Origin of the sequence: Actinocrinis sp., from assembly GCF_035653575.1 — a bacterium.
Lineage (GTDB): Bacteria > Actinomycetota > Actinomycetes > Streptomycetales > Catenulisporaceae > Actinocrinis.
This window is the reverse complement of record NZ_DASRBQ010000079.1, coordinates 1-23825: the sequence shown is the minus strand read 5'-3', so window position 1 is coordinate 23825 and position 23825 is coordinate 1. Positions and strand designations below refer to the sequence as shown.

Below are 23825 nucleotides of genomic sequence, written 5' to 3'. Positions count from 1 at the left end.
CCTTCTTGGCCGAAGCGCGCCACTTGCGGGAACATGCGGCCATGAAGAAATTCGTGATCAAGATCCTGGTGAACGCGGTGGGCCTGTACGTGGCCTCAATCGTGGTCAAGTCAGGCATCGCGTTCCAGGGCACGGGCTTCCAACTAGTGTGGACCGTTCTGCTGGTCGCGCTCATCTTCGGCCTGGTGAATACGTTCATCAGGCCCATCGTCAAGCTGTTCAGCTTCGGGATCCTGCTGCTCACCCTGGGGCTTTTCACCTTCGTCATCAACGCTCTCATGCTGTTGCTGACCTCGAAGATCTCCGACCACTTCGCGGTGCGCTTCCACGTTCAGAACTTCGGCTACGCGCTGCTCGGCTCGCTGATCATCACCGCCGTGTCACTGATCTTGCACGCAGTGCTGCCCGACGAGAAGCGCAAGTAGGAGTGGAAACAGCGGTCGAAGCTCAACCTCCGGGTACACGATCATGACCGAAGAACAAGGCCAGTGAACAACGAGGCGGACATCCGTACCGGTGCGGACCACCAGGGCGGCGAGCGCAGTGCCCTGCAACACTCGTCCGGCGGCAGGCAGGCCCGGGAACCGTACCGGGTCTGCTTTGTCTGCACGGGCAACATTTGCCGCTCGCCGATGGCCGAGTGGGTGCTGCGCGCGCGTATCGCCGAGGCCGGGTTGTCGGACGTGGTCGAGGTCGACAGCGCGGGCACGGGTGACTGGCACGTCGGGGACGGCGCGGATCCGCGCACGGTGCGGGTGCTCGCGCGCCACGGCTATCCGTCGCGGCACGTGGCGCGGCAGTTCGAACAGGCCGACTTGCTGCACAGAGACCTGGTGATCGCCTTGGACCACGGGCATCTGCGGACCCTGCGGCGCTGGGCTTCGGCGCTTTCCGGCGGCCGGGGGCGGGCGGCTGCCCCGTCAGTCCGCGCTCCATCGGTTAGCGCTCCATCGGTCGCCGCCTCTTCCTCCGATCCGGTGAAAAACGCCGCCGGCGCGGACGCTCCGCGGCTGGCGGAGTTGCGGCTGCTGCGCGAGTTCGATCCGGCCGCGGGGCCCGACCGGCTGGACGTACCGGATCCGTACTACGGTTCTCTGGCAGGCTTCGAAGAATGCCTGGCGATGGTGCAGGACGCGATGCCGGGCCTGCTGTCGCACATCGGGTTGGCTTTGGAGACGAGGGCAGGGTGATCGGCGACCAGGTGGCCGCGGTGCTCGGGGGCGCCGTAGCCGGGGTGACCGCGCTCGGCACCGGCGCGGGGGGCGCCGGGACCTATCGGGTCTCGCTGCTCGACGGCGGCAACGTCTTCGTCAAGGCCACCGGAGGGCAGGACCCGGAGTTCCTCGCCTCTGAGGCCGCCGGGCTGCGCTGGCTGCGCGAGGCGGAGGGCGTGCTCGTGCCCGAGGTGCTCGGGATCAGCGACTCGCTGCTGGTGACCACCTGGGTCACGCCGGGGCGGGCGACCCAGGAGGGCGCGGAGGAGTTCGGCCGGCAGCTGGCCACGCTGCACGCGCGCGGCGCACAGTCATACGGCGCCTCGTGGCCCGGTTTCATCGGCGCGCTGCCGATGGACAACACGGAAGAAGAGGAGTGGCCGGGCTTCTACGCCCGGCGCAGGGTGCTGCCTTATCTGCGCGCGGCGGTCGACCGGGGTTCGATCGACGCGGAGGGCGCGGCCGTGATCGAGCGGGTCTGCGACCGGATCGAGGACCTGGCCGGGCCGCCCGAGCTGCCGGCCCGGATCCACGGGGACCTGTGGGCCGGCAATATCCACTGGGACACCCGCGGCCGCGCCTGGCTGATCGACCCGGCGGCGCACGGCGGCCACCGGGAGACCGACCTGGCGATGATGGCGCTGTTCGAGCCGCCGCACCTGGACACGATCATCGCGGCCTACGACGAAGTGCATCCGCTCGACGAGGAGTGGCGCGAGCGCGTGGGCCTGCACCAGCTGCATCCACTTCTCGTTCACGCGGTGTTGTTCGGTTCTTCGTACGGGGCGCAGGCCGTCGCCACTGCGCGCCAGTATCTGTAAGCGTGCGCCGTGCAGCAGAGGTGGACGCCTCTATAACGCACCGTCTGAGTCGCTTCCAGGAACTTGCGATGAACCGCCTCCGCGGCGCCGCACGTGTGACACATTCGAAGGACCACACCGACGCACCACTGAATTCGGACTATCCGTACTTATCAGGCAGATAACATCCCGGACGCACAATGTGACAGTCCTGTCGCAGGAGAGCAAAGGGTCGGTAGGAGATGTACCGGACACGCGTACAGGCGTACTACAGTTGCCGACCGTCAGTCGGGACGGCGGGATAGGGCATTGAATTCACGGGCTACCTATGGAGCGTGACGAGCGGTGAGCTACTGCAGCTCCTGCGGCGAGCCGGTGGAAGGCCGGTTCTGCCGGATGTGCGGGACCCCCTTCGAGGCGGTCCCCGCCGAAGCGGTCGCGGCGACCAGCATGCAGCAGGGTCTCTTTCCGACCGCGCCGCCACACCGCCCCACCCACGCGCAGCCGCCGGAATCCGCGTTCGAATCGCTGTTCCGGCAGCCGGACGGGCAGATCAACCCGCACAGCCTGACCCAGATGATCCCGCCGGTCGAGGCCGACTACCGGATGCCGCCGCCGGGATCACCGCAGTTCGACGCGTTCGGCGCGGCGCCGGAGAAGACGACCGTGCTCCCCTCGCATCCCGGCGGAGGCGTCTACCCACCGGGACCGGGTACCGAAGCGCCCGAGAACTGGGACGACGACGAGTCGGGCATGCGCAAGCCGGTGCTGTGGGGCACCATCGGCGCAGTTGTCGCCGCCTCCGCGGTGATCCTCGGCCTGCTCTACATCGGCAGCCACAACAACGGAACCGCGGCGGGGGCGGGCAGCACCGCGTCGAGCACACCGTCCGCCGTGGTCTCGACCCAGTCGTCCGTGGGCAGCGTCCCGCTCGCCGTCGGATCGGCTAACCCGTCGCCGTCCGCGAGCCCTTCAGCCTCACCGTCGATGCAGGCGACCGGCAGCACGACGCTGCCGCTGTCGATCGGCTCGACCGGCACATACGTTCACTACGTGCAGACCCGGCTGCGGCAGCTCGGCTACTACCACGGCGACATCACCGGCCAGTACGACCAGGCGACCGCACAGGCGGTGATCTCGTTCCAGGGCAAGGCCCAGGTCACCGGTGACCCGGCCGGCACGGTAGGGCGGTCGACGCTCACCGCGCTGATCGCGGCGGGCTCGCAGCCGAACCTGCACCTCGGGCAGCGGTCCGCCGACGTCAAGCGCCTCCAGGAGGCGCTCAACAGCGCCGAAGACGCCGGACTCAACGTCAGCGGACGCTACGACCAGGCGACGTTCTTGGCGGTCGCGCGCTATCAGGCCCAGGTCGGCGCCGCGCCCACCGGGGCGATGAACGGGCAGACCTGGGGCGCGCTGCAGTCCGGCACGATCGTCGGCTGATCACCCGCCGTGTCCGATCAACGCAAGCCGGCCGCGGAGAGCAACCGGTCGCGTTCCGGCCTGCTGATGGCGGTCCACCGCACCGCGCGGATCGCCCCCTCCAGGGCGAGCAGGGTGTGCACGCACTCCTCGCCGGGGGTCTTGTCCGCGATCAGCTCCCAAGCCTGCAGCGCGCCGAGCTGTTTGAGCTGCTCAAGGGTATCGACGCCGACGGAACTCAGCCGTTCCGAGAGCACCGGGCCGATGTTCACCGCCCGCTCCATCGGCGTGCCCCGGGTCGATCCGCCAACCGACATCGCCATCGCCACCACCCTTCGTCCGGCCGCTCCACCTGGCGCCCACGCAACGAGCGTGACCCAACTGCCCCCGCTCGGCCACCCCACGCGCCCTTATGACTGATGCATCATGTGATCTGCCGCTTTCTCCCGGACACGCCGCCGATCCGACCGAACGAAGGAGTTCGTCTGGTTTGAGTATTTGTGTAGCACCGTGCGCCCCCGGAGACTGGGAGCATGGCCTGGCTTCTCGTCATCCTCGCCGGTCTCCTGGAGACCGGGTTCGCGGTCTGCCTCAAGCTGAGCGACGGCTTCAGCCGGATCGTACCGACCATCGGTTTCGCGGTGTTCGCGCTCGGCTCCTTCGGCCTGCTCACCCAGGCGCTGCGCCGGCTCGAGGTCGGCCCGGCGTACGCGGTGTGGACCGGGATCGGGGCGGCCGGAACAGTGCTGTTCGGAATGTTGTTCCTCGACGAGAGCAGTTCCCCGGTGAAGATCCTGTCCGTCTCGCTGATCGTGGCGGGGGTGGTCGGGCTCAACCTTTCCGGGGCCACGCATTGAATCGACCCGCCGGTCGATTGAACCGACAGCGCCGCCGAGCCGTGACCGTGACCAGGTGGTTACCGCCCGGAGCATCGCGCCGCTTAGATATCGATCCTGTGTCAGACGCCGCTCGCCCCATGGCGCCTGCGCCGGCCGCCGATATCTTTACCGCGTAAGGACGCAGCAAGGAGGGGCCATGGACGTCTCCGCGACGTCTGCCACGGCAGTCAACCCCTTCGGCACGGCACCACCGCCCACGGGGGGTCAGGCGGCGCCGTCGCTGGAGGAAACCGTAGCCTCCGCCGAAACGGCGCTCGCCGAGGCGCAGATCGCATTGGAGACCAGCAGGTTCGACCTCGACCGGCTGACCCGGCTGCACCACCACCACCTCGGACCGCTCTACGACCGGCTCGACCAGCTCGACCTGATGATCGCCGAGGCGCGGGCCGCGATGACCGGCGATCCGGAACAGGCCCGACGCGCCTACGAACTGAGGTACGGATCTTCCGGGCAACCTACGTTCGATCCGTTGACCGACCCGCTGCCGACCGAGCCCGAGCCCGCCGGCCCGGTCATCGATCCGGAGTACGCGAGCACGCTGCGGTTCACCGAACCCGTCGAGGAGCAGGCGCAGAGTAACGACCCAGCCAAGACCCTCCAGCGGCTCTACCGCGACCTGGCCCGGCGCGCCCACCCCGACTTCACGCAAGACCCGCGGGAAAAGGAGCGGCGTAACGCGTTCATAACGCGGGTGAACGACGCCTACCGCCGCACTGACCTTTACGAGCTGCAGCGCCTAGCCGAGGAATGGGCGGTCATCAGCGCCGAGGGTCCGGAGATGGGCACCGAGGAGCGGCAGCTGTGGCTGCGTCAGCGCCTGATATGGCTGCGCGCCCGCACCGCCGAGGCGCGAGTCGAGCGGGAGACGCTGCTTTCCAGCCCGCTGGGTCAGGTGCTCGCCGAGTTCGGTGCTGAGCGGGCGCTTGACGCCCTGTACGCGCGGCTCTACCAGCAGATCCAGTACAAGGAACGGGAGCTGCACGGCATATACACGGCAGATGCCGCATATGCGACGAACGGCACCTATGCGGCGGCTGAGCCGGGTTACACCGCGCAACACGCCTACACGGCTGACCCCGCGTTTGCCTCCGAGTCTGCGTATGCGGCAGGCGGCGTGCACAACGGCCAAACCATGTACACGACGGAGTCGCCGGCTTCGATGCAGTACGCGACGCCTTATCCGGCCCAACCGCAGCAGGAGAAGCCAGGCCTGGGCTTCTTCGGATAAGGCACTATCCGACCAGTCCGGTGGCCAGCGCCCGGCCGGTGGCCCGGTCGAGCAGGTACGGCTGTAGGTCGCCGCAGCTGGTCTTGATCTCGATGACCTCGTCCTCGATCCCCGGGCCGAAGCGCTCGGTCAGCTGCGGGGCGATCATCGCGGTCGGGTCGGAGTGCGCCACGACGTTGAACCAGCGGCGTATCGCGGCCGGCCAGTGCCCTTGTTCGTTGCGTGGTGCGGGCTCCAGCCGGGTGAAGACCTGCTGCGGCCCGCACATCGCGGCGCCCAGCGAGACGAAGGTGACCGAGACCGCGTCGCTCAGCGCGCACAGCGCCTCGTAGGCGATCAGCGCGCCGATGCCGTGGCCGACCACGACCTTGGTGTCCGGCAGGATCGCCGCCTGAGTCCGGTCGCGCACCTCGTGCCGCAGCTTCAGGTCGGTCAGGTAGCGGCTCAGCGCGCGGGCCTCCGCCGCGGCCAGCTCCGGGGAGCCGCGAAAGTACGGGCTCGCGCTCAGGGCGGCGGACAGGGCCGAGGTCCGGGCCCGGACGTCGGAACCGTCGATCGCCTCCGCTCCGGGTTCCGTCGCGCCGTGCGGCCGAGTCTCGCCCGGTGACACTGAATTCCGGGACAGCGCGTTCTGGGACGCTGTGTTCTGGGACGCCGGGTTGTTCGGGGATCCCGAGCTGTGGGACGACAAGCCTGGTCCTGGCCGGCGCCGCCGATCCGGGTGCCCCTCGAACTTGCCGATCCGGGTCGCCGAGGTCCACCAGCCGCTCAGCAGCGCCTCAGTCAGCTCCTCGGTCTCATCATGCGTCGCGACGCCGTTCGCTTCGCCCGACGCCTTTCCGGCGCCCTGATACGCCTTCTTGTCGTGCTCGGTGCGGCCGGCGAACAGGTCTGCGACATCGAGTACGACGACGTCCCCTGAGCGCGGGACCGGTCCCCGTACCGCACGCACCGAGGACGAGAGGGCGGTGACGACGCGCTGTACCGAGTCAGTGCGGCGTACTCCGGAGCCGACAGACAGCGGTCCGACAGAGACGGGACCTACCGACAGCGGGCCGACTGAGAGTGGTCCGAGCGACCGCGTGCCGGGCGACCGGGAGCCGCCTGGTCCACTCGGTCCCGGAACCACGACTACGAGCGCCAACGTCAACCCCCTCGTGCGTCGATCCGTGCTCGCTGGACTACCCGCTGATCCCGCGCCGACGCGGCCTCCGGACATCCCGCCCCGGTACGCCCTCTCGCGCCGCCCTTCGCCGTTCTTTCGGCGCCGCCGTTCGGCAAATACGTGCGAACGGCTGGGAATCAGTCTTGTGGCCTAGCGTAACCGACTCAAGACGCCAGGTGAGACCTGTGGCGGGAACTTGCCGTCGTCACGTGCGGATGCATACGGCGCAACGTCCGACGCAACGTCAGCAGCGGCGCCCCGGTCACACTCGGCGCAACCTGCACCTGCGTCACGCCGAGCCGCCGCCGCGAGCCTCGTCGAGCCAGGCGTGCGCCGCCGCGAATTCCTCGTCGCTGGTGCCGAACCGCATCGCCGGCGGCTGGCCGTCCGCACGCGGATACGAACCGAGGAAGCGCATGTTCGCGCTCGATCTGCGCAGTCCCATGAGCGCCTCGCCGACCCGCGCGTCCGCGATGTGCCCTTCGCAGTCGATGAAGAAGAAGTAGCGGCCCATGCCCTCGCCGGTGGGCCGCGACTCGATCCGGCACAGGTTCACGCCGCGGGTCGCGAACTGCTCCAGGATCTCCATCAGCTCACCGGGGTGGTTGTCGCGCAGGCCGACCGTGATCGAGGTCTTGTCCACCCCGGTCGGCGGCGGAACCGAGCCCGGCCTGGTCACCAACACGAACCGGGTCTGCGCGCCGGCGAAGTCGTGCACCGGCTCGGCCAGCACCGTCAGGCCGTAGCGCGCAGCCGCGAACGAGCCGGCCAGCGCCGCGTCGTAGACCCCGTCCTGCACCTGGCGGGCCGCGTGCGCGTTCGAGGTAGCCGCCTCCCAGCGCGCGTCGGGAAGGTTCTCGCCCAGCCAGCGCCGGCACTGCGGCTCGGCGACCGGGTGGCTGGCGACGGTCTTGATGTCCTCGAGCGCCGTACCTGGCCGCACAAGCAGCGCGAAGCTGACAGATAGCAGCAGTTCGCGCACGATGATCAGTGGTTCTCCGGAGGCCAATTCGTCGATGGTCGCAGTTACCGCACCCTCGACCGAGCTCTCCATGGCCACGACGGCGGCCGCACACTCGCCGCGACGTACCGCATCGAGCGCTGACGGAACAGTCGGGCACGGCACCGCCTCGACCGACCCTGCTTCCGGCAGCGCGAGTAGCGCCGCTTCGGTGAACGTGCCCTCCGGCCCGAGGTAGGCGTAGCGCAATGGTTGCTCAACGGACATGGTCACCACCGTATCCCTCCCTCGCACCACGGTGTGTAGCCATCTCGCGAGTGCCTCGGTGCCCGCCATACATCCGTATGAGTGATCTCATTGCGACATCGTGTCGCGTTTCACGGCCTTTGAGCGCGTATTGATCCGCGCGAGCGGTAATACGTAACTGCGTGCCCCTCGACCGTGGGAGGTTGTGGCTCGTGGACGTCAACTGGACCCTGCTACTGCCCCGAGAGGCGGAGAGCGTGGGGAAGGCCCGGCGGATGCTGCGGGACACCGCGACGCTCGCCGGGATGGATCCCGACGTCTCCTTCGACCTGGGGGTGGCACTCACCGAGGCGTGCGCGAACGTGATCGAGCACGCCGGGCAGGCGGAGGGCTACTGGGTCGCGGCCGGGATCAGCGACGAGCGCTGCTGGATCGACGTGATCGACAACGGGGTCGGATTCGCTCCGCGCCGGCTCACCGAGCACTCGGCGGCGACGAAGAGCGGCCGGCAGCCGCGGCTCGCGGCGGTGAGCATCGCGGACACCCCTGAGGGCGGCCGGGGCCTGATGCTGATCGAGGCGCTGTGCGATCGGGTGGACATCCGCAATCACCCGGCCCGTGGCGCGATGATCCACTTCGAGCGGGACCTGAAGCCGCCGGAGCGCGTCGCCGCGTAGCGAAGTGCCCGGTCATGTGCGTTTACTGAGCGCGTGGACGTTCTGATACTCGCGGGCGGGGAAGCGCGTCGGCTGCGCGGGGCGGACAAGCCGATGGTCGAGGTGGGCGGAAGAACTCTTCTCGACCGGGTCATTGCGGCCTGCGCCACGCTCACCGACGCGGGCGTGGGTGGTTCGGGGGAACTTGTCGTCGTGGGGCCCTCTAGGGCGACGGAACGTGAAGTGCGTTGGATCCGCGAGCAGCCGCCCGGGGGCGGTCCGGTTGCGGCCATCGCCGCAGGTCTCGCCGCACTCGCAGAGGTCACCGAAGACCCGCATGACTGGATCGGCGTTTTCGCCGCCGACCTTCCCTTTCTGACGGCGACCGCTGTCCACAGGCTGTGGACGGCAGTCGCCGCATCGGAGCCCGGCTACGACGGCGCCGTAGCGGTCGACGCGGAGGGCCGCGAACAGTGGTTGAACGCCGTGTACCGACGCGAGGCGCTCGAATCGAAGCTCGCTGAATACGGTTCGGGCGGGGTGCACGGCCTTCCGCTGCGCCGACTGGTTCGTGATCTGCGCCTGCTTCGGATCAGCCAGCCGGGGAATGCCGTGCTGGACTGCGACACCTGGGAGGATGTGGACGCGGCGCGGCGGATCGCCGATTCCGCGACGCGACCTGATCGACGGTCCGGTGCGGCCGAGGAAGGGAACTGACAGCGGATGTTCGACTCCTGGCTCAGCGAGGCGGCAGCGGAACTCGGCCGCCCCGAGCTCGCGCTGACCGCCGAGCAGCAGACGGCCCTGCTTGAGCTCGCCCGGGCGGCCGCGCACTCGGTAGCCCGTCCCGCCGCGCCGCTGACCACGTTCCTGGCCGGTTACGCACTCGGAATCGGCGGAAGCCTGGACGGACTCGACAGCGTCGTGGCCACGCTCACCGCCGCGGCCGAGGCGCACCAGCAGGCTCAGGAGGAGGCGCACGACGCCTGACCGCGTTCCCGGCTCACTTCCAGAAGCCTGAGCCGGGTTGCCGCGCCGCCCGCAGGCCGCGCCGCGCGAGGTTTTAGGGTGGGGGCATGAAGGCGATCCAGATCACGGAACCCGGCGGCCCCGAGGTACTCGCGTGGACGGACGCACCCGATCCGGCGCCCGGTGTCGGCGAGGTGCTGATCGAGGTGGCCGCCAGCGCGGTGAACCGCGCGGACCTGCTGCAGCGGGCGGGCTTCTATCCGCCGCCGGCCGGCGCGAGCGAGATCCCCGGGCTGGAGTGCTCCGGCCGCATCGCCGCTCTCGGCGACGGCGTCAGCGATTGGAACGTCGGCGACGAGGTCTGCGCGTTGCTCGCCGGCGGCGGCTACGCCGAGCGGGTCGCGGTTCCGGCCGGTCAGGTGCTGCCGGTACCGAAGGGCGTCGACCTGGTTACCGCCGCCGGGCTGCCTGAGGCCGTATGCACCGTCTGGTCGAACGTGTTCATGGGCGCCGCGCTCCAGCCGCGCGAGACGTTGCTTGTACACGGCGGCACCGGTGGCATCGGCACGGTCGCGATCCAGCTTGGCAAGGCACTCGGCGCACGCGTCGTGGCGACTGCCGGCTCCCCGGAAAAGGTCGCCCGCTGCCGCGATCTCGGCGCAGACGCGGCGATCAACTACCGCACCGAGGACTTCGTAGACCGGCTGAGCGAGATCACGGCCGGGCACGGCGCGGACGTGATCCTGGACAACATGGGCGCCTCGTACCTGGGCCGCAATGTGGAGGCGCTGGCGGTCAACGGGCGCCTGGTCATCATCGGCTTTCAAGGCGGCGTACGCGGCGAGCTGGACCTCGGCCGACTGATGGCCAAGCGCGCCGCGATCCTGTCCACCGGCCTGCGCGCCCGGCCGATCGCCGAGAAGTCCGCCATCGTGGCCTCGGTACGCGAGCACGTCTGGCCGCTTACCGAATCCGGCACCCTGACCGTGGTCGCTGACCAGCGCTTCCCGATGTCCGAGGCGGCCGCCGCGCACCGGCTCGTCGAATCGTCGGGGCACGTCGGTAAAGTGCTGCTCGTTGTATAAATCACACCTGTCACCCCGCCGACCGTCGTCCCGCCGGAGCAGCCGATGAACCTGCAGAACTCGGAATACCAGGACCAGACCGAATTGCGGGCTGGCCGCTACGTCGTGGTCGGCCCCGACGGGCGCCCCGTGGTCGAGACCGGCGCGGAGCCCGAGGAGCCGGCCGACGAGCGCAACGGCGAGGACCCGACCAGCGTCGCCGAGATGGTCGAGCAGCCCGCGAAGGTCATGCGGATCGGCTCGATGATCAAGCAGCTGCTCGAGGAGGTGCGGGCCGCGCCGCTCGACGAGGCCAGCCGCGCGCGGCTCAAGGAGATCCACAAGTCCTCGATCGCGGAGCTTGAGAAGGGCCTGGCGCCCGAGCTGATCAGCGAGCTCGAGCGGCTCTCGCTGCCGTTCGCCGAGGAGGGCGTGCCCAGCGAGGCGGAGCTGCGGATCGCCCAGGCGCAGCTGGTCGGCTGGCTGGAAGGGCTCTTCCACGGCATCCAGACAGCCCTGTTCGCCCAGCAGATGGCGGCGCGGGCGCAACTGGAGCAGATGCGCAGGGCGCTGCCGCCCGGCATGTCCGCGGAGCAGCCGCACGGCAACTCCGCCGCCTCGGGGCCGTACCTCTAAGCCGTCAGCGTGCTGACGCGTCATCAATAGTCTGTGAAGTAATCAGCCGGCTGACGAAGCGGCACGGGAGGCGTCAGGATGCGAAAGATCGTCGTGCAGATGTGTGTGTCCCTCGATGGATTCATCGAGGGACCGCAGGGCGAGCTGGACTGGCATCTGGTCGACGAGGAACTGCACTACCACTTCAACCACCAGCTGAGCGCGATGGGCGCGTTCCTCAACGGACGCGTGATGTACGAGTTGATGGCGCAGTATTGGCCGACCGCGGACCAGGACCCTGACGCTCCGGCTCCGGTGGCCGAGTTCGCCCGGATCTGGCGCGAGATGCCGAAGCTGGTCTATTCCAAGAGCCTGCAGAAGGCCGATTGGAATGCCGAGATCGTGCGCGAGGTCGTGCCGGAGGAGGTCCGGCGGCTGAAGGAGGAACCCGGCGGGGATCTGGCGCTCGGCGGCGTCGACCTGGCCGCGGAGTTCCTGCGGCACGGCCTGGTCGACGAGTACCGGCTTTACGTGCAGCCGATCGCGATCGGTGGTGGCAAGCCGCTGTTTCCGCCGGGAACCGCGAGAACTTCCTTCCGGCTCCTGGAGAGCCGCACCTTCGGTAACGGCGTCGAGCTGTTGCGGTATCAGTGCGCTCAGTAACCGCTACTAAGAATCCTGCGTCCGACTAAGTGCCCTGCGTGTCAAAGTACCCTGCGTGCTAAATAGGCTGCGTGACGCGGTCAGCCGCAGAACGCGTCGAGGACCTTCTCGTAGTGGTGCGTCCACCACACCACCAGTGCCGAAGCCGCCGGGAACTGTTCGTCGGTGCGGGCATCCTGGCGTTCATAGCGCCAGCTGAGCATCCAGAAGTCGGTCAGCCGCTCCCACCACAGCCGGTGCACCGCCACGGCCAGTTCTTCGGCCATCCACGGCCGCATGTCGACGTATCCGCGCACGTATTCGCGCACGCGGGCAAGGTCGAGCTGTCCGTCATGCGGATCGACGAACAGGATGAGCGCGGAACGCACCAACTCCTCGCCGTACGGCTGCACGCTGAGCCGGTCCCAGTCGACCACCGCGCAGATCTCGCCGTCCGCACGATGAAAGACGTTGAGGCCGTGGAAGTCCCCGTGCACGTGGCCGACGGTCAGGAGCGCCCGGTCGGTCGGCCGCCGGTGCGCGAGCTTGCCGAGCAGGCCCAGCCGTTCCACCAGCCGGAACTCGGCCAGGTCGTCAATGCCCTCACGCACCGGGCGGTTGCGCAGCAGTTCCAGCAATCGCAGCGCTTTGGCGCGTGCCTCGTCCACCTGCGTCGTGGGCTGCGTCAGGGGTTGGGCGACCGGGCCGAGGATGTCGTCCAGCGCGTCGTGCAGCCGGCCGAGTAGCGCGCCGAGCGCCCTGCATTGTTCGAGTTCGAGCACCAGCCCCGACCGATGCTCGCCGTCGACCCACGGATAGAGCGCGAACAGCCGCGAGCCTGCTCGATTCAGGGTTCTGCCGGACAAGTCGGCGAGCGGGGCCACGACCGGCAGTCCCCGCGCGGCGAGGGCGGTCGTCGCGGCGTGCTGCGCCCGGATCGTATGCGGCTCCTGATCCAGGTAGTGCTTCAGGAACAGCCGGCCGGAGCCGGTGCACACCGCGAAGGAGCGGTTGAGCAGGCCCTCGTCGAGCGGTCTGAACCCGAGCACCTCGGCGATCCCATAGCGCCGAAGCAGTGCCGCCAGCGGAGAGTGGCGTGGCATGGCGGTACTTTACGCCCGCGCGCACTCCGGGGGAGCGCGTTTCCGGGAACGCGCCCCCTCCCGCCACGGCGTCTCAACCGTCGGACGGTTCAGTCTCGCCGCGGCGGCACGGACCGGGACGCCGAGGGCCGGCGCCCGATCCGTCAGCCGGCGGTTCGCCTACTACTTGGCCAGGGGGCTGAGAACCTCGCGGCCGCCGAGATGCGGCCGCAGCGCCTCGGGCAGCCGGACCGACCCGTCAGCCTGCTGATGGTTCTCCAGGATGGCCACGATCATCCGGGTCATCGCGCACAGCGTGCCGTTGAGGGTGGCCACCGGGCGCACCCCGTCGGCGTCGCGCATCCGCACGGACAGCCGGCGGGCCTGGAACCCGGTGCAGTTCGAGGTGGAAGTCACCTCGCGGTAGCGGCCCTGGGTCGGGATCCACGCCTCGCAGTCGAACTTGCGCGCGGCCGAGGAGCCGAGGTCTCCGGCCGCCACGTCGATCACCCGGAACGGCAGCTCGAGCCGGCTGAGGAACTCCTTCTCCCAGCCGAGCAGCCGCCGATGCTCCTCCTGCGCCTCCTCGGGGGCGCAGAACGAGAACATCTCGACCTTCTCGAACTGGTGCACCCGGATGATTCCGCGGGTGTCCTTACCGTACGAGCCGGCCTCGCGCCGGTAGCAGGACGAGTAGCCGGCGTACCGCAGCGGCAGCGCGGAGGCGTCCAGGATCTCGTCCATGTGGTAGGCGGCCAGCGGCACTTCCGAGGTCCCGACCAGGTACAGGTCGTCCTCCGCGAGGTGGTAGACGTTCTCGGCCGCCTGGCCGAGGAATCCGGTGCCCTGCATCGCCCCGGGCTTGACCAGCGAGGGGGTCACCACGGGAGTGAAGCCGTAGCTGAGCGCCTGTTGGATCGCCAGGTTCAGCAGGGCGAACTCCAGCAGCGCGCCGACCCCGGTCAGGTAGTACTGCCGGGCGCCGCTGACCTTGGCCCCGCGCTCCAGGTCGATCGCGCCGAGGATCCGGCCGAGCTCGACGTGGTCACGCGGCTCGAAGCCCTCGGCCGTGAAGTCGCGCGGTGTGCCGACGTGCTCGAGGACCTTGTAGTCGTCCTCGCCGCCCTCAGGCACGCCCTCCTCGACCAGGTTGGAGAGCGCGAGGGCGAGCCGGCGCGCCTCCTCGGCGGCCTCGCTCTGCTCGGCGTCCGCGGCCTTGACCGCGCCGGCCAGCTCGTTGGCGCGCTCAAGCAGCGCGGCCTTCTCCTCGCCCGTCGCCTTGGGGATCTGCTTGCCGAGGCCGCGCTGCTCGGAGCGCAGCGTGTCGAACCTGAGCGAGGACGATCGGCGCCGTTCGTCGGCCGCCAGCACCTGGTCCACCAGGGCCGGATCTTCGCCGCGGGCGCGCTGGGACGCGCGGAAGCGGTCCGGGTCGTCACGTAGCTCTCGTAGGTCGATCACAGGGCAAAAGCTACCTTGAACGCGGCGCTGATCGGTAATGAGATCAGGCCCGTGTGGCGGTGCGGCTTTCCGCGCGCTAAGGCGCGGGGCGGTCGCAGTCACGAGCCGAACGAACTCTTAAGCGAGCCGAGGAATCCAGTTTCGGGAAAGGGACCGGGGAGGCAGCGGCGCCTGCCTCCCCGGCATTCTGGGGGACCGAAGTCCGCCCCCGTGTTCCGTCCCGCGTCGGGTTTCGGCCGTGACTGGGCAGCGTCGTTCGGTACACGGTCCCGTCGGAGGTTTCCCGACACCGCTTCCGACCGGCGCTTGCACAACCCGGCATGCCAAAAATGGACTAGACCAGATCGGGTGTCAAGAGCCAGTGGAACCCTCGGTGAACCAACCGGCGCTCCCTGTGCTTCGCTTAACCTTGCATTGACCCGATCTTCAGGGCGCACCCGCCACACCAGACTCAGCAGAGACGGAGCGAAGCCTCGATGATCTTCCAGTCCCCGACCCCCGCCGTAGACGTCGCCAGCCTGCCCGCCGGGGCATATCTGATCGACGTGCGTGAAAGTGACGAATGGCAGGCAGGCCACGCTCCGGAGGCGGTGCATCTGCCGCTGAGCGAATTGGTCGGTCGTGTGGAGGAGGTGCCGGCTGATCGTGACGTATACGTTATCTGCAAGGTCGGCGGCCGTTCCGAGCAGGCGGTGCGGTACTTGAACCAGTCCGGCCGCACGACGGTCAACGTTTCCGGCGGAATGCTGGCCTGGCACGCGGCCGGCAAGCCGATGGTGAGCGAGAGCGGCGGTCAGCCCTTCGTCGCCTGAGACAGGGCCACGGCGGCTGAGGCCCTCGGGGCGCGCCAGCGCCAGACGCCGATCGCCGCGCAGGCGAGCAGCGCGGCGATCGAGAACACAGGCGCGGCGTCGGCCCTGATCCACGATGCCCAACCCGCGACGCCTGACGGCAGCGGCACATCTAGGCCGGGCACGTAGGCGGCGGCGAGAACCGTGGTCCGCGCGATGAGCAGAAGGTCCAGCGGGCCGGCCGCGCACACAACGAGCGGCGCCCAGGCGACGATGTCGTACCACGGCAGCGTGTACGGCGCGGCCAAGACCCAGGCGACGCCAAGCAGCGCGAGCGCCTGGGCGGCCTGCACGCCCGGCGACTTTGTGGCCCGCATGCCGGGCGATTGCGTGGCCGGTGTCGCGGCCTTGGCGCTGTCGAGGTCTGCGCCGGCTTTGCGTGCGCGTGGCAGCGGGGCGAGCGATACGACGAGCAGGACGAGCGCGAGCCAGCCGAACGCGGAAATCAGGTCTCTGGCCGTGCCGTCACCCGCCGCGCGCTGAAGCGGTGCGAGCAGCGGCCGCCACGCCGACCCGAGCGACACCATGCGCGCCCCCTCGCGGGCCGGCTGCAGCGCGATGCGACCGTAGGGCAGGTATGTCAGGCTTCCGACGGCCGCGGCGCAGAGCACGAATACGCCCGCGCTGCGCCAACGCTGCCGCAGGCCCCAGATTCCAGCCAGGACGGCCAGACCCAGCGACAGCTTGGCCGCGCAACCGAGACCGATCAGCGCACCCGCAAGTGCCGCGCCGAACACGTCCGGACGCCGATGCAACGCGTACAGGCCGGCAACCGCGAAGAAGACCGCGAACGCGTCGAGGTGCGCCGCGTTCACCGTTTCCAGCAACAGCAGCGGGTTGAGGCCGAACAGCACGGTCACCCGGACCGGATCGCCGATCCGCCGCAGCATCGCGCCCATCGCCACGAACGCGGCCGCGCCGAGGAACGCGAGCACGAACACGGTGGTGTGCGCGGACGTGCCGCCGATCCACGAGGCCAGGGCCTGCTCGGCGGTGGCGAGCGGTCCGTACACGGAGGAGGTGTTGGTCCACGGCGGCTGGACCGCCAGGCCGATCGGGTCGCCGTGTGCCGCGAGCGTGGCGGCGGTCTCGGTGTAAGGATTGCCGCCGGTGGTCGCCAGCCGGCCGTAGGCGGCGTAGACCAGGTGGTCGGCGGAAAGCATCGGCGGCACGAACACCATCGCGCCCGCGGCTCCCCAAGAGCCTGCGATCAAGCCGCTCAGGCGCGGAGCCCAGCCCTGGCGCAGCGCCGACCAGGCGAGCGCCATCGCGGCCGCGCCGAGGACGAGGGCGAGATCCGGCAGCACGGTCACCAGCCACGCCGGCGGGTTGGCGCCGAACCAGAACGGCGGACTGACCACGCGGCCCGGCAGCGCGGCCTCGGCCGCGGAGGGCCCGAGCAGACCCGTGAGCACGATCAATGCTATGGAAGCCGCGATCAGGACGAGCCCGAGCCGACCGCGGGCGTTCGCCGCGGAGGCAACAGCCGGGCTCATCCGGGCCGGATCCGGCGCCGAGACGGGATCCGTCACCAAGCCACCGGCCCGACCGCGCTCGCCGGTCTCCCGGCAGTCAGCAGCCGACGACGCATTCGAGCGGACAGAGGCGGCCGGGAAGAGACGGCCATGCGCCCTCATCCCGAACGGCGGCCGCGCCAGGTCGCCGGGCGCAGCTCGGCCGGGAGCCGCCGGACCGCGAGGGCCAGCGCGACATCGCGATACTGCCGGGCCCGGTGCAGTTGCGCGGCGAGATCGGTTCCGGTGACCCGGTGCCGGAAGTCCACCTCGACCTCGGCGATCCGGAAGCCGGCCCGCAGCACGTCGATGGTCAGCCCGGTCTCCACGCCGAAGCCGCGGGCCAGCGGCAGCGCCGCCTCGAAGGCCGCGCGGCTCAGACAGCGCTGCCCGGACAGCGGCTGGCGTGCCTCGAAGCCCACCGCGGCGCGGATGCCGTCGCGGGCCAGCCGCACCACGAAGCCGTGGCCGCCGCCCGGCTGCGGCGGCAGTGTCGCGATGGTCATGCCGGCCTCGCCCGAGCGCACCGGCTCGGCCAGCGGCGCGGCGTTGCCCGCGGTGGACTCGAGGTCGCCGTCGAGGAACAGCAGCAGCCGAGGCTCGCCGCGGCCCTCGCGCGCCTCGATCGCGGCCACCGCGGCCGCTCCGCTCTCCATCGCCGCCGCCTTGCCGCGGTTGCGCGCGTGCCGGACCACGACGGCGCCGCACTCGCGTGCGATGCGCGAGGTCGCGTCCGCCGAGCCGTCATCCACGACCACGACCAGATCGACGCCGGGCACCTTGGCCGCGGCCTCGACCGTGGCGGCGATCCTGGCCTCCTCGTCGAATGCCGGGATGATCACGGCGAGGTCACTGATTTCCACGCCCCGATCCTATGCCGTCACGCGGTCGTCACGATCCGGCAAAACTGCAGCCCGGAAGAGTGAATCCACTACCGGACGGATAGATCGCGGGACTAACATTCGGTCCGGCACTGATCCGGTGTTCATCCGATCAGACCATTGATCCTTCTCACTTACTCCCCGCTCGAAGGGGGCCGCGCTTCATGCCGCAGACCGCCGGACCCGCCCGCCGCACCGACGCCAAGCCGCTGCGGCCGCATCATGTGCGCTCGATCGCACTGGCCGGGGCGGTAGTCGGCGTCGTGGTGCTGCCCATCGCCGCCGCCCAGGCGAGCCCCCCGGCGAAGAATCACGACATTCTGTCCGCCTCCGGAGATCAGGGTGCGAACGGCGGTCAGCCGGGAGCGGATCAGACCTCGGCGACGCCCTCGCCGTCGGCGGGATCCGGAGTGCAGGCCCTCACGCCGGAGTTCTGCGGAGCGCCGCTGACCGCGAACGTGTCCGGGGGTGTGGTGCGCGTCCAGGCGTGCGTCGACCAGTCCGCCGGTTCGGCGTCGGCGCGGGTGTACGTGGCGAACGGCACCAGCACGCAGCAGACCGTCGCGCTCAACCTGACCCGAGCCGACGGCACCGTGGTGCAGGTGCAGTGCACGATCGCCGCCGCGGACGCCGCCGGGCTGTGCGCGACGAGCCCGACCGCGATCAGCGGTGGCAGCGGCGCGTACAACGCGATCGCGGAGATCGCCGCGCAGGGCGCCCCGCTCTCGGCCGGGGTCGTGCACGTGGAGTCGGGGCTGGTCGCCGCAGCGGCGCAGACCGCCGCGCAGTGAGCCGGCCGGCGCGGCACTCGGCGGCTCGGACCGCGCTCAGTCAGGCACTAAGGCTCAGTCAGGCACTGAGTCAGTACCGTGTTCGACCGATCCTGTCATTTCCGTCAACCGGTGAACGCGTGTGGCGTTCCGATCGTGCTTCAGCATGACTGAGGTCGTTGCTCTAGCGTCGCGGCTGACAATGGCGTCAGCCCGGCTCGCGTCCTCGTTCCGGCAGCGGAGCGGCGGTTGCGGGCGAGGTGGTTACTGTCCGGTAGCTTTTTGCGTACGCTGGCGGTGATGAGTACTACCCCCTCGGTGCCCACGGCCAACGGCGGCCGTCCCCGCCCCCTGCGTCTGAGCGAGCGGCAAATCCTCGACGCGGCGCGGGCCTGCATCCTTGCCGCCGGGGTCCATGACACCACACTCAACGACGTCGCCCGACGAGCCGGCGTGAGCCGGATGACGCTTTACCGGCGCTACTCCGACATCGGCTCGCTGATCAGCGAGGTGCTGGGGCACGAGTTCGCCCGCATCCTGCGCGAGCACACCACGGAACCGCCGAACGCGCCACCGGATCCGCGCCCGGCCCGCCGCAAGCTGGTGGACACGGTGCTCAACGTGGTGCGCGCCTTCCACGCCGATCCGCTCATGCATCAGGTGCTCCAGGCCGAGCCCGAGATTCTGATGCCTTATCTGGTGAGCCGATTCGGCAGTACGCAGCAGATCGCGATCACTCTGTTGGCGCACCGGCTGGACGCGGGATACCGGGACGGCTCGGTGCGACGCGGCTCGATCGCGGTACAGGCCCACGCGATCGTGCTGACCGCACAGGCCTTCATCGTCTCGGCCGCGGCCAGCGGTCCGGTGCCGGTGTCCAGGCTGCTGGCGGAACTCGGCGAGATGCTGGACGCCTATCTGGCTCCCGGCCGCGACGACGGGCCGGACGCCGGCCGCGCGGAGGGGGAGGAACGGCCGGTCGACGAGCCCGCCGACGAGGGCGGCCCGACCGCCGGCGACGGGGGATGCACCGGCGGCCGAACCGGTTCCGACCTTACCCCGGATGCGTAGCGCGTTCGCAAGACCACCGAGCGGATTGAGGGTACTGTTTTGCCCGGTCTTGACCGGTGGATGAGCGCTGTATTACAGGGTTCTTCAATACCCGCTCCCCAGCCGTCACGCGAGCGGGCGGAACAGGACAACGGTCAGCAGGGTCACTGTGGTTGACGGGCGCGCTGTAGTCGACGGTAAGACTGGGGTTGACGATCACACCGCGGTCGACGGCCGGATCGTCCCGGCCCGAAGGAGATCCGCTCAGCTCTGCGGATAGGTCGGCAGCAGGTGGATCACCGCGGCGGCGGGCTGCTCGGCCGGCGAAGGGCGCTTGCGGGCGCTCGCCTTCGGCTGCTTGACGGGTTCGGCCGGCGCGCCGTCGTTCGGGGGGTTGGCTGGTGCGGACGGCAGGGCGGTCACGGTCGCGGTGGCCGAGCCCGCGCGGTCCGCGCGCAGCCTGCGCCCCGCGTGCCGGGCGCGCACGGCCAACTCGGCCCACACCGTGTACTCGTCGCCGCCTTCCTCGCGCTGAGAGCCCCAGCGGTCGGCCAGCCGGTCCACGATCTCCAGGCCGCGGCCAGCCTGCGCGGAGACGGACATCGAGTACGGTTTCGTGGACGGCCGGGTGGTTCCGCCGCCGTCGGTCACCTCGATGCGCAGCAGACCCTCGCCGCTCAGCTCCCAGGAGACGCGGATCGTACCCGAGTTCAACGCGCGGGCATGGCGCAGCGCGTTCGTCACGAACTCGGAGAGTATGAGCACCGCGTCGTCCACGAGGGATCCGAGCACGTCCCGTTCATAGAGGGCCGAGGCCAGCTGAGCCCGGGCCTGCCGGACGCTCACCGAGGAGTGCGGCAGATAGCCGGTGTACGAGGCAGGTGACACCCGCGCCACAGGCATGATCACCCCCACCGACCCCTCTCGCAGCTCCCGGGTGCTCCGGTGGAATTTCCGGACGGCACCATGGGATCGATGCCCATGGCCGCTGCGGGGGAAACGACCCGTTTCGGTTTGCAACGGCGGTTTCACGCCGGGCCCGCGCCCAGTGCGCCCCATCGGGCTCCAGGTCACGACCCGTTACCTCGAAACCGCCCAGGCCATCGCCGGACAGGCGCTTTAGGCGCGCAACGCTCCCGATGCCCCGGCTTTACCGAGATTTGAGGCAGGACGTAGTGCAACCGGTGAAAGACTGTCGACACGGCATCTCAGAGCGTGTTCATACGGATACGCGACGCATACGATATGACATGCCTGTTCGAACGTGAACCGTGGTTCAAAAACGGTTCCGGCTCAACCTGAGCTCGGGCCCCGTTCGCTTCGGCCTCATCCTGTTCAGGCATCGACAAGGGCGCGGACCTCGCGCGGCCGGTTGGTGATGATCGCGTCGACGCCGAGCTTGAGGCACAGCTTCACATCGTCCGGATCGTCCACGGTCCACACGTGCACCCGCCGCCCGGCCCGGTGCAAACGCTCCACGTACTCCGGGCGCGAGCGCAGGATCTCTATCGCCGGCCCGCCGATCGGTACGCCGCGCGGCAGTATCCCGTCACGTAACAGATATGAGAACGGCTCCATAAGGAACACGGTCTCGAGCCGCGGCGCGAGCCGGTGAATCCGGCGCACCGCGAGCCGCGAGAAGCTCATCACCCGCACCGGTGAAGTCTCCCCGCCGCGCGGGTGAGCCCAGCCGAACTCGTCCAGCAGTTCGACCAGCCGCCGCTCCACCAACCCGGCGTACCGGGTCGGGTGCTTCACCTCGATGGCGAGCTGGACCGGCTTCGGATGCTCGGCGACCAACTGGAGCAGCCGGTGCAGCGTCAGCACCCGATTGCGGTCGAGGTCCGGAGCCTCGAGGTCGTGCGAGCCGTGCCAGGAGCCGAAGTCGAGTTCCTCGAGCCGCGCCAGCTCCAGCGTGGAGACCAGCCCGCGGCCGTCCGAGGTGCGGTTCACGCGCCTGTCATGGACGCACACCAGGTGCCCGTCGAGCGTCAGCCTGACGTCACACTCCAATGCATCCGCGCCTACGGAGAGCGCGGTGCGGTATGCCGCCAAGGTGTGCTCAGGTGCTTCAGCTGAGGCACCGCGGTGCGCGACCACTTGGGGGCGCTGGTACTCGGACTTCACGACCCCATGGTGTCAGGCCGCGTGGCGTGTCTGGTGGTACACACCGGACGGCGATAGGAAGTACCGGTGAACACCCTGTCACTCAATCAGTTTGGAGCGCACCGATGAGCGATGCCTCAGGATGGACCGGTCCGCAGTTCCTCGTCGTCACTTCGAATGACGTGCCGGGCTACCGGATCGACCAGGTCCTCGGCGAAGTGTTCGGCCTGACCGTCCGCTCCCGCAACGCCTTCAGCCAGATGGGCGCCGGCTTCAAGTCGATGTTCGGCGGCGAGCTGAAGGGCATGACCAAGAACCTGGTGGAGAGCCGCAACGAGGTGATGGGCCGGATGATCGCCGAAGCGCAGGCGCGCGGCGCAAATGCGATCATCGCGATGCGCTTCGACACCTCGGAGATGGGCGACGTGTGGACCGAGATCTGCGCCTACGGGACCGCGGTGCGCATCTCCCCGCTCGGCTGAGCGAACGGATGCGGCCCGGGACCGCTGACCTGATGGTCTGAGTCCCGCGGCCGACCGGCTTGAGGACCGGAGTGACCTCCACCGCGGTGGCTTTCAGGCGGAGGGCGTGGGATTCGAACCCACGGTGACTTGCGTCACTCCGGTTTTCAAGACCGGTGCGCCAGCGAGCCGCGCAAGCCGCTGACCAGCGAACGGGCCGTATCGAGGCCGTGTTCTGATTCCGTCGGCCCACGTCTGGCCCAGAGGCGCCACGATCATGGTTCCGGCGCGGTAACGCTTCTCCGCCGACCTGAGCACTTGTGAGACACTGGCGCCGGTTCGCGAGCGTGCTCGCGGCCGGGAGGGCTCGCCTAGTGGCCTAGGGCACCGCTCTTGAAAAGCGGCATGACGAGAGTCATCGTGGGTTCGAATCCCACGCCCTCCGCATCGCATCGCCGCAGATGTGGCCTTGTTCGAGGCCGCTCCGCGTAGTCTGGGTGTAGGTGCATTTGGCAGCAAAGGAGGCGCGATGACTGCCGAGACGACGCATGCTGAGCCGTTCCCGCGCTACCAGCGCCGTTCGATCGATGAGCTTTTGCGTGAGAAGCGTTCTAAGCCGATAGCGGACGTGCGCGAGCTGGCGGTAGATGGCGTATTCGAGTCTGACGACGAGGTGGAGGAGTTCATCTCGTTCTACCGTACCCAGCGTCAACTGGGCATTGAGGAGTAGCCCGAACCGTGCCGGCCGTTGTGCTCGACTCCGACGTGTCCTCGCTCATCGTTAAGGGCAAGCTTCCGCCGCCGATGGCGGCGCGGCTGGTCGGCTGGGAACCATGCATCACGTTCGTGACCTACGGCGAGCTGACCCAGTGGGTTCGCCTGCGGCTCTGGGGTACGCGGCGGCAAGCCACGCTCGCCGCGTGGCTGTCGGCCCAACCAGTCATCAACGGTGACGCGGATGTGGCGACCGTGTGGGGTCAACTGTCGGCGCGCGCAGTGCAGGACGGCCGCCCCCGTCCGACCAATGACAGTTGGATCGCCGCTTGCTGCCTGACCTACGGCTTGCCGCTCGCCACCTTCAACGTCAAGGACTTCGCCTACTACGTCGACCATCACGGCCTGCGTGTGCTCTCAGCATGAGCGCAGCACATGCCTAAGAGGCCCTGTCTTCGGACAGAGCCTTTTCTGTTTCAGGGCTGAATCTCTCGCTCAATTTCGCCAGCAGACCATTCCCCCGCTGCTCCGGGACACTCCGCCAGGTACTCGGCGATCTGGCGTAGACTCCAGCCGTGCGATTCGAGTAAGCCAGACGCGAGATATTTGAGATATCGACTCGCAGGTTTGGTTAGCTCTACGTCGTGAATAGTCCATGGCGCCGTGAACGTCATAACGGGATGACCGTCGAGTTCTCCGACATAAATGAGCGTTTCATAACGACCCGGCCCTAGTTCCATGCGACCTTTAGCCAAAACAGGTTGGAGGTCCAAGTCCCCTGCCGGTTCTTCGTACATCTCTTGCGCTGCAATATCAGAGAACTGGCCCAGTGTGACCAGATACGCCCGCGCAGCAGTAGAGCCTGATGCGATTGGGTCAAAGAAGGCCATCCCACCCGTCCACGCTTGCGACTCTAGGGCGAAATACATCGCTCCCGGCAAGACGACCGGACTCGACCGGATAGGCATCCTTCGATCCCTACAACCCGGATACGTGCGGGCGCCTCCCGGAGGCTGCCCACCTTGGATGTAGTAGCGCAATCGCTCCTGATGCA

Annotated in this window: 28 protein-coding genes and 1 tRNA gene; 19 read left to right on the top strand and 10 right to left on the bottom strand. The window is 69.0% G+C overall.

Going from position 1 to position 23825, the window contains the following annotated elements:
* Positions 1–41: 41 nt before the first annotated feature.
* The 4 genes from VFA06_RS11705 (at position 42) to VFA06_RS11690 (ending at position 3457) form a co-directional block, all read left to right on the top strand.
* The gene (locus VFA06_RS11705; protein WP_324840521.1) at positions 42–425 is read left to right on the top strand and encodes a phage holin family protein; all 384 of its coding nucleotides are present in this window, start codon (positions 42–44) and stop codon (positions 423–425) included.
* A gap of 123 nt (positions 426–548) precedes the next feature.
* Entirely contained in the window at positions 549–1190 is a 642-nt protein-coding gene (locus VFA06_RS26080) for a low molecular weight protein-tyrosine-phosphatase (RefSeq protein ID WP_414639876.1), read from the top strand.
* Entirely contained in the window at positions 1187–2035 is an 849-nt protein-coding gene (locus tag VFA06_RS11695; protein WP_324840519.1) for a fructosamine kinase family protein, read from the top strand. The genes VFA06_RS26080 and VFA06_RS11695 overlap by 4 nt, the downstream gene beginning before the upstream one ends.
* Before the next feature lie 324 nt (positions 2036–2359).
* On the top strand, positions 2360–3457 hold the full coding sequence (locus tag VFA06_RS11690; RefSeq protein ID WP_324840518.1) for a peptidoglycan-binding protein: 1098 nt from the start codon (positions 2360–2362) through the stop codon (positions 3455–3457).
* Between the two features lie 17 nt (positions 3458–3474).
* Here VFA06_RS11690 and VFA06_RS11685 read toward each other — a convergent pair whose 3' ends face one another.
* Positions 3475–3759: a TfoX/Sxy family DNA transformation protein gene (locus VFA06_RS11685; RefSeq protein WP_324840517.1), complete on the bottom strand. Its 285-nt coding sequence runs from the start codon at positions 3757–3759 to the stop codon at positions 3475–3477.
* A 210-nt stretch (positions 3760–3969) separates the two neighbouring features.
* On the opposite strand from VFA06_RS11685, the gene VFA06_RS11680 reads away from it, so the two are divergent.
* The gene (locus tag VFA06_RS11680; RefSeq protein WP_324840516.1) at positions 3970–4293 is read left to right on the top strand and encodes a multidrug efflux SMR transporter; all 324 of its coding nucleotides are present in this window, start codon (positions 3970–3972) and stop codon (positions 4291–4293) included.
* Between the two features lie 178 nt (positions 4294–4471).
* The gene (locus VFA06_RS11675; protein WP_324840515.1) at positions 4472–5563 is read left to right on the top strand and encodes a hypothetical protein; all 1092 of its coding nucleotides are present in this window, start codon (positions 4472–4474) and stop codon (positions 5561–5563) included.
* Positions 5564–5567: 4 nt separating this feature from the next.
* On the opposite strand, the gene VFA06_RS11670 is transcribed toward VFA06_RS11675, so the two are convergent.
* Both VFA06_RS11670 and pheA read right to left on the bottom strand, forming a co-directional pair.
* Complete coding sequence (locus VFA06_RS11670) at positions 5568–6515, bottom strand: hypothetical protein (protein ID WP_324840514.1); 948 nt, start codon at positions 6513–6515, stop codon at positions 5568–5570.
* 502 nt (positions 6516–7017) lie between these two features.
* Complete coding sequence (gene pheA / locus VFA06_RS11665) at positions 7018–7956, bottom strand: prephenate dehydratase (RefSeq protein WP_324840513.1); 939 nt, start codon at positions 7954–7956, stop codon at positions 7018–7020.
* A gap of 191 nt (positions 7957–8147) precedes the next feature.
* Here pheA and VFA06_RS11660 point away from each other — a divergent pair, with 191 nt between their 5' ends.
* From VFA06_RS11660 to VFA06_RS11635, 6 genes are all read left to right on the top strand, one after another.
* Positions 8148–8612, top strand: coding sequence for an ATP-binding protein (locus VFA06_RS11660; RefSeq protein ID WP_324840512.1), 465 nt, complete (start codon positions 8148–8150; stop codon positions 8610–8612).
* A gap of 33 nt (positions 8613–8645) precedes the next feature.
* Positions 8646–9308, top strand: a complete 663-nt coding sequence (mobA, locus tag VFA06_RS11655; protein ID WP_324840511.1) for a molybdenum cofactor guanylyltransferase — start codon at positions 8646–8648, stop codon at positions 9306–9308.
* A 6-nt stretch (positions 9309–9314) separates the two neighbouring features.
* A complete protein-coding gene (locus tag VFA06_RS11650; protein WP_324840510.1) occupies positions 9315–9581 on the top strand; it encodes a DUF6457 domain-containing protein in 267 nt (88 codons plus the stop codon).
* 86 nt (positions 9582–9667) lie between these two features.
* Entirely contained in the window at positions 9668–10645 is a 978-nt protein-coding gene (locus tag VFA06_RS11645) for an NAD(P)H-quinone oxidoreductase (RefSeq protein ID WP_324840509.1), read from the top strand.
* 45 nt (positions 10646–10690) lie between these two features.
* Positions 10691–11260 carry a bacterial proteasome activator family protein gene (locus VFA06_RS11640; RefSeq protein WP_324840508.1) on the top strand — a complete coding sequence of 190 codons (570 nt, stop codon included), beginning with the start codon at positions 10691–10693 and terminating at the stop codon, positions 11258–11260.
* A 78-nt stretch (positions 11261–11338) separates the two neighbouring features.
* Positions 11339–11902 (top strand): dihydrofolate reductase family protein, encoded by a 564-nt coding sequence (locus tag VFA06_RS11635; protein ID WP_324840507.1) that lies wholly within the window; start codon positions 11339–11341, stop codon positions 11900–11902.
* An 80-nt stretch (positions 11903–11982) separates the two neighbouring features.
* Here VFA06_RS11635 and VFA06_RS11630 read toward each other — a convergent pair whose 3' ends face one another.
* Positions 11983–12984 carry a phosphotransferase enzyme family protein gene (locus VFA06_RS11630; protein ID WP_324840506.1) on the bottom strand — a complete coding sequence of 334 codons (1002 nt, stop codon included), beginning with the start codon at positions 12982–12984 and terminating at the stop codon, positions 11983–11985.
* 162 nt (positions 12985–13146) lie between these two features.
* A complete protein-coding gene (gene serS / locus VFA06_RS11625; protein ID WP_324840505.1) occupies positions 13147–14424 on the bottom strand; it encodes a serine--tRNA ligase in 1278 nt (425 codons plus the stop codon).
* Positions 14425–14903: 479 nt separating this feature from the next.
* Between serS and VFA06_RS11620 the strand changes: the two genes are divergently transcribed.
* On the top strand, positions 14904–15236 hold the full coding sequence (locus VFA06_RS11620; protein WP_414639875.1) for a rhodanese-like domain-containing protein: 333 nt from the start codon (positions 14904–14906) through the stop codon (positions 15234–15236).
* On the opposite strand, the gene VFA06_RS11615 is transcribed toward VFA06_RS11620, so the two are convergent.
* Together VFA06_RS11615 and VFA06_RS11610 are read right to left on the bottom strand one after the other, a co-directional pair.
* A complete protein-coding gene (locus VFA06_RS11615) occupies positions 15218–16771 on the bottom strand; it encodes a hypothetical protein (protein ID WP_324840503.1) in 1554 nt (517 codons plus the stop codon). The two genes, VFA06_RS11620 and VFA06_RS11615, sit on opposite strands and share 19 nt — an antisense overlap.
* A 137-nt stretch (positions 16772–16908) precedes the next feature.
* On the bottom strand, positions 16909–17652 hold the full coding sequence (locus VFA06_RS11610) for a glycosyltransferase family 2 protein (protein WP_324840502.1): 744 nt from the start codon (positions 17650–17652) through the stop codon (positions 16909–16911).
* Between the two features lie 182 nt (positions 17653–17834).
* Between VFA06_RS11610 and VFA06_RS11605 the strand changes: the two genes are divergently transcribed.
* Positions 17835–18461 carry a hypothetical protein gene (locus VFA06_RS11605; protein ID WP_324840501.1) on the top strand — a complete coding sequence of 209 codons (627 nt, stop codon included), beginning with the start codon at positions 17835–17837 and terminating at the stop codon, positions 18459–18461.
* A gap of 279 nt (positions 18462–18740) precedes the next feature.
* Positions 18741–19511, top strand: a complete 771-nt coding sequence (locus VFA06_RS11600; RefSeq protein ID WP_324840500.1) for a TetR/AcrR family transcriptional regulator — start codon at positions 18741–18743, stop codon at positions 19509–19511.
* Positions 19512–19754: 243 nt separating this feature from the next.
* Here the strand turns inward: VFA06_RS11600 and VFA06_RS11595 are convergent, their stop codons facing one another.
* On the bottom strand, positions 19755–20393 hold the full coding sequence (locus VFA06_RS11595; RefSeq protein WP_324840499.1) for an ATP-binding protein: 639 nt from the start codon (positions 20391–20393) through the stop codon (positions 19755–19757).
* Between the two features lie 432 nt (positions 20394–20825).
* A complete protein-coding gene (locus VFA06_RS11590) occupies positions 20826–21617 on the bottom strand; it encodes a glycerophosphodiester phosphodiesterase (RefSeq protein WP_324840498.1) in 792 nt (263 codons plus the stop codon).
* A gap of 104 nt (positions 21618–21721) precedes the next feature.
* On the opposite strand from VFA06_RS11590, the gene VFA06_RS11585 reads away from it, so the two are divergent.
* The 4 genes from VFA06_RS11585 to VFA06_RS11570 all read left to right on the top strand — a co-directional run bounded on the left by VFA06_RS11585 (position 21722) and on the right by VFA06_RS11570 (position 23197).
* Positions 21722–22078, top strand: a complete 357-nt coding sequence (locus VFA06_RS11585) for a YbjQ family protein (protein WP_324840497.1) — start codon at positions 21722–21724, stop codon at positions 22076–22078.
* 339 nt (positions 22079–22417) lie between these two features.
* A tRNA-Ser gene (locus VFA06_RS11580) sits at positions 22418–22502 on the top strand.
* 84 nt (positions 22503–22586) lie between these two features.
* Positions 22587–22787 (top strand): hypothetical protein, encoded by a 201-nt coding sequence (locus VFA06_RS11575; RefSeq protein WP_324840496.1) that lies wholly within the window; start codon positions 22587–22589, stop codon positions 22785–22787.
* A gap of 8 nt (positions 22788–22795) precedes the next feature.
* On the top strand, positions 22796–23197 hold the full coding sequence (locus VFA06_RS11570; RefSeq protein ID WP_324840495.1) for a type II toxin-antitoxin system VapC family toxin: 402 nt from the start codon (positions 22796–22798) through the stop codon (positions 23195–23197).
* Positions 23198–23247: 50 nt separating this feature from the next.
* Here the strand turns inward: VFA06_RS11570 and VFA06_RS11565 are convergent, their stop codons facing one another.
* Complete coding sequence (locus VFA06_RS11565) at positions 23248–23661, bottom strand: hypothetical protein (RefSeq protein WP_324840494.1); 414 nt, start codon at positions 23659–23661, stop codon at positions 23248–23250.
* Positions 23662–23825 lie beyond the last annotated feature (164 nt).

Coding starts and splice junctions, on each gene's coding strand:
- VFA06_RS11705 (WP_324840521.1), top strand. CDS start 42: ATGAAGAAATTCGTGATCAAGATCCTGGTGAACGCGGTGGGCCTGTAC.
- VFA06_RS11685 (WP_324840517.1), bottom strand. CDS start 3,759: ATGGCGATGTCGGTTGGCGGATCGACCCGGGGCACGCCGATGGAGCGG.
- VFA06_RS11680 (WP_324840516.1), top strand. CDS start 3,970: ATGGCCTGGCTTCTCGTCATCCTCGCCGGTCTCCTGGAGACCGGGTTC.
- VFA06_RS11675 (WP_324840515.1), top strand. CDS start 4,472: ATGGACGTCTCCGCGACGTCTGCCACGGCAGTCAACCCCTTCGGCACG.
- pheA (WP_324840513.1), bottom strand. CDS start 7,956: ATGTCCGTTGAGCAACCATTGCGCTACGCCTACCTCGGGCCGGAGGGC.
- VFA06_RS11650 (WP_324840510.1), top strand. CDS start 9,315: ATGTTCGACTCCTGGCTCAGCGAGGCGGCAGCGGAACTCGGCCGCCCC.
- VFA06_RS11645 (WP_324840509.1), top strand. CDS start 9,668: ATGAAGGCGATCCAGATCACGGAACCCGGCGGCCCCGAGGTACTCGCG.
- VFA06_RS11640 (WP_324840508.1), top strand. CDS start 10,691: ATGAACCTGCAGAACTCGGAATACCAGGACCAGACCGAATTGCGGGCT.
- VFA06_RS11635 (WP_324840507.1), top strand. CDS start 11,339: ATGCGAAAGATCGTCGTGCAGATGTGTGTGTCCCTCGATGGATTCATC.
- VFA06_RS11630 (WP_324840506.1), bottom strand. CDS start 12,984: ATGCCACGCCACTCTCCGCTGGCGGCACTGCTTCGGCGCTATGGGATC.
- VFA06_RS11615 (WP_324840503.1), bottom strand. CDS start 16,771: ATGAGCCCGGCTGTTGCCTCCGCGGCGAACGCCCGCGGTCGGCTCGGG.
- VFA06_RS11605 (WP_324840501.1), top strand. CDS start 17,835: ATGCCGCAGACCGCCGGACCCGCCCGCCGCACCGACGCCAAGCCGCTG.
- VFA06_RS11600 (WP_324840500.1), top strand. CDS start 18,741: ATGAGTACTACCCCCTCGGTGCCCACGGCCAACGGCGGCCGTCCCCGC.
- VFA06_RS11595 (WP_324840499.1), bottom strand. CDS start 20,393: ATGCCTGTGGCGCGGGTGTCACCTGCCTCGTACACCGGCTATCTGCCG.
- VFA06_RS11585 (WP_324840497.1), top strand. CDS start 21,722: ATGAGCGATGCCTCAGGATGGACCGGTCCGCAGTTCCTCGTCGTCACT.
- VFA06_RS11575 (WP_324840496.1), top strand. CDS start 22,587: ATGACTGCCGAGACGACGCATGCTGAGCCGTTCCCGCGCTACCAGCGC.
- VFA06_RS11565 (WP_324840494.1), bottom strand. CDS start 23,661: ATGGCCTTCTTTGACCCAATCGCATCAGGCTCTACTGCTGCGCGGGCG.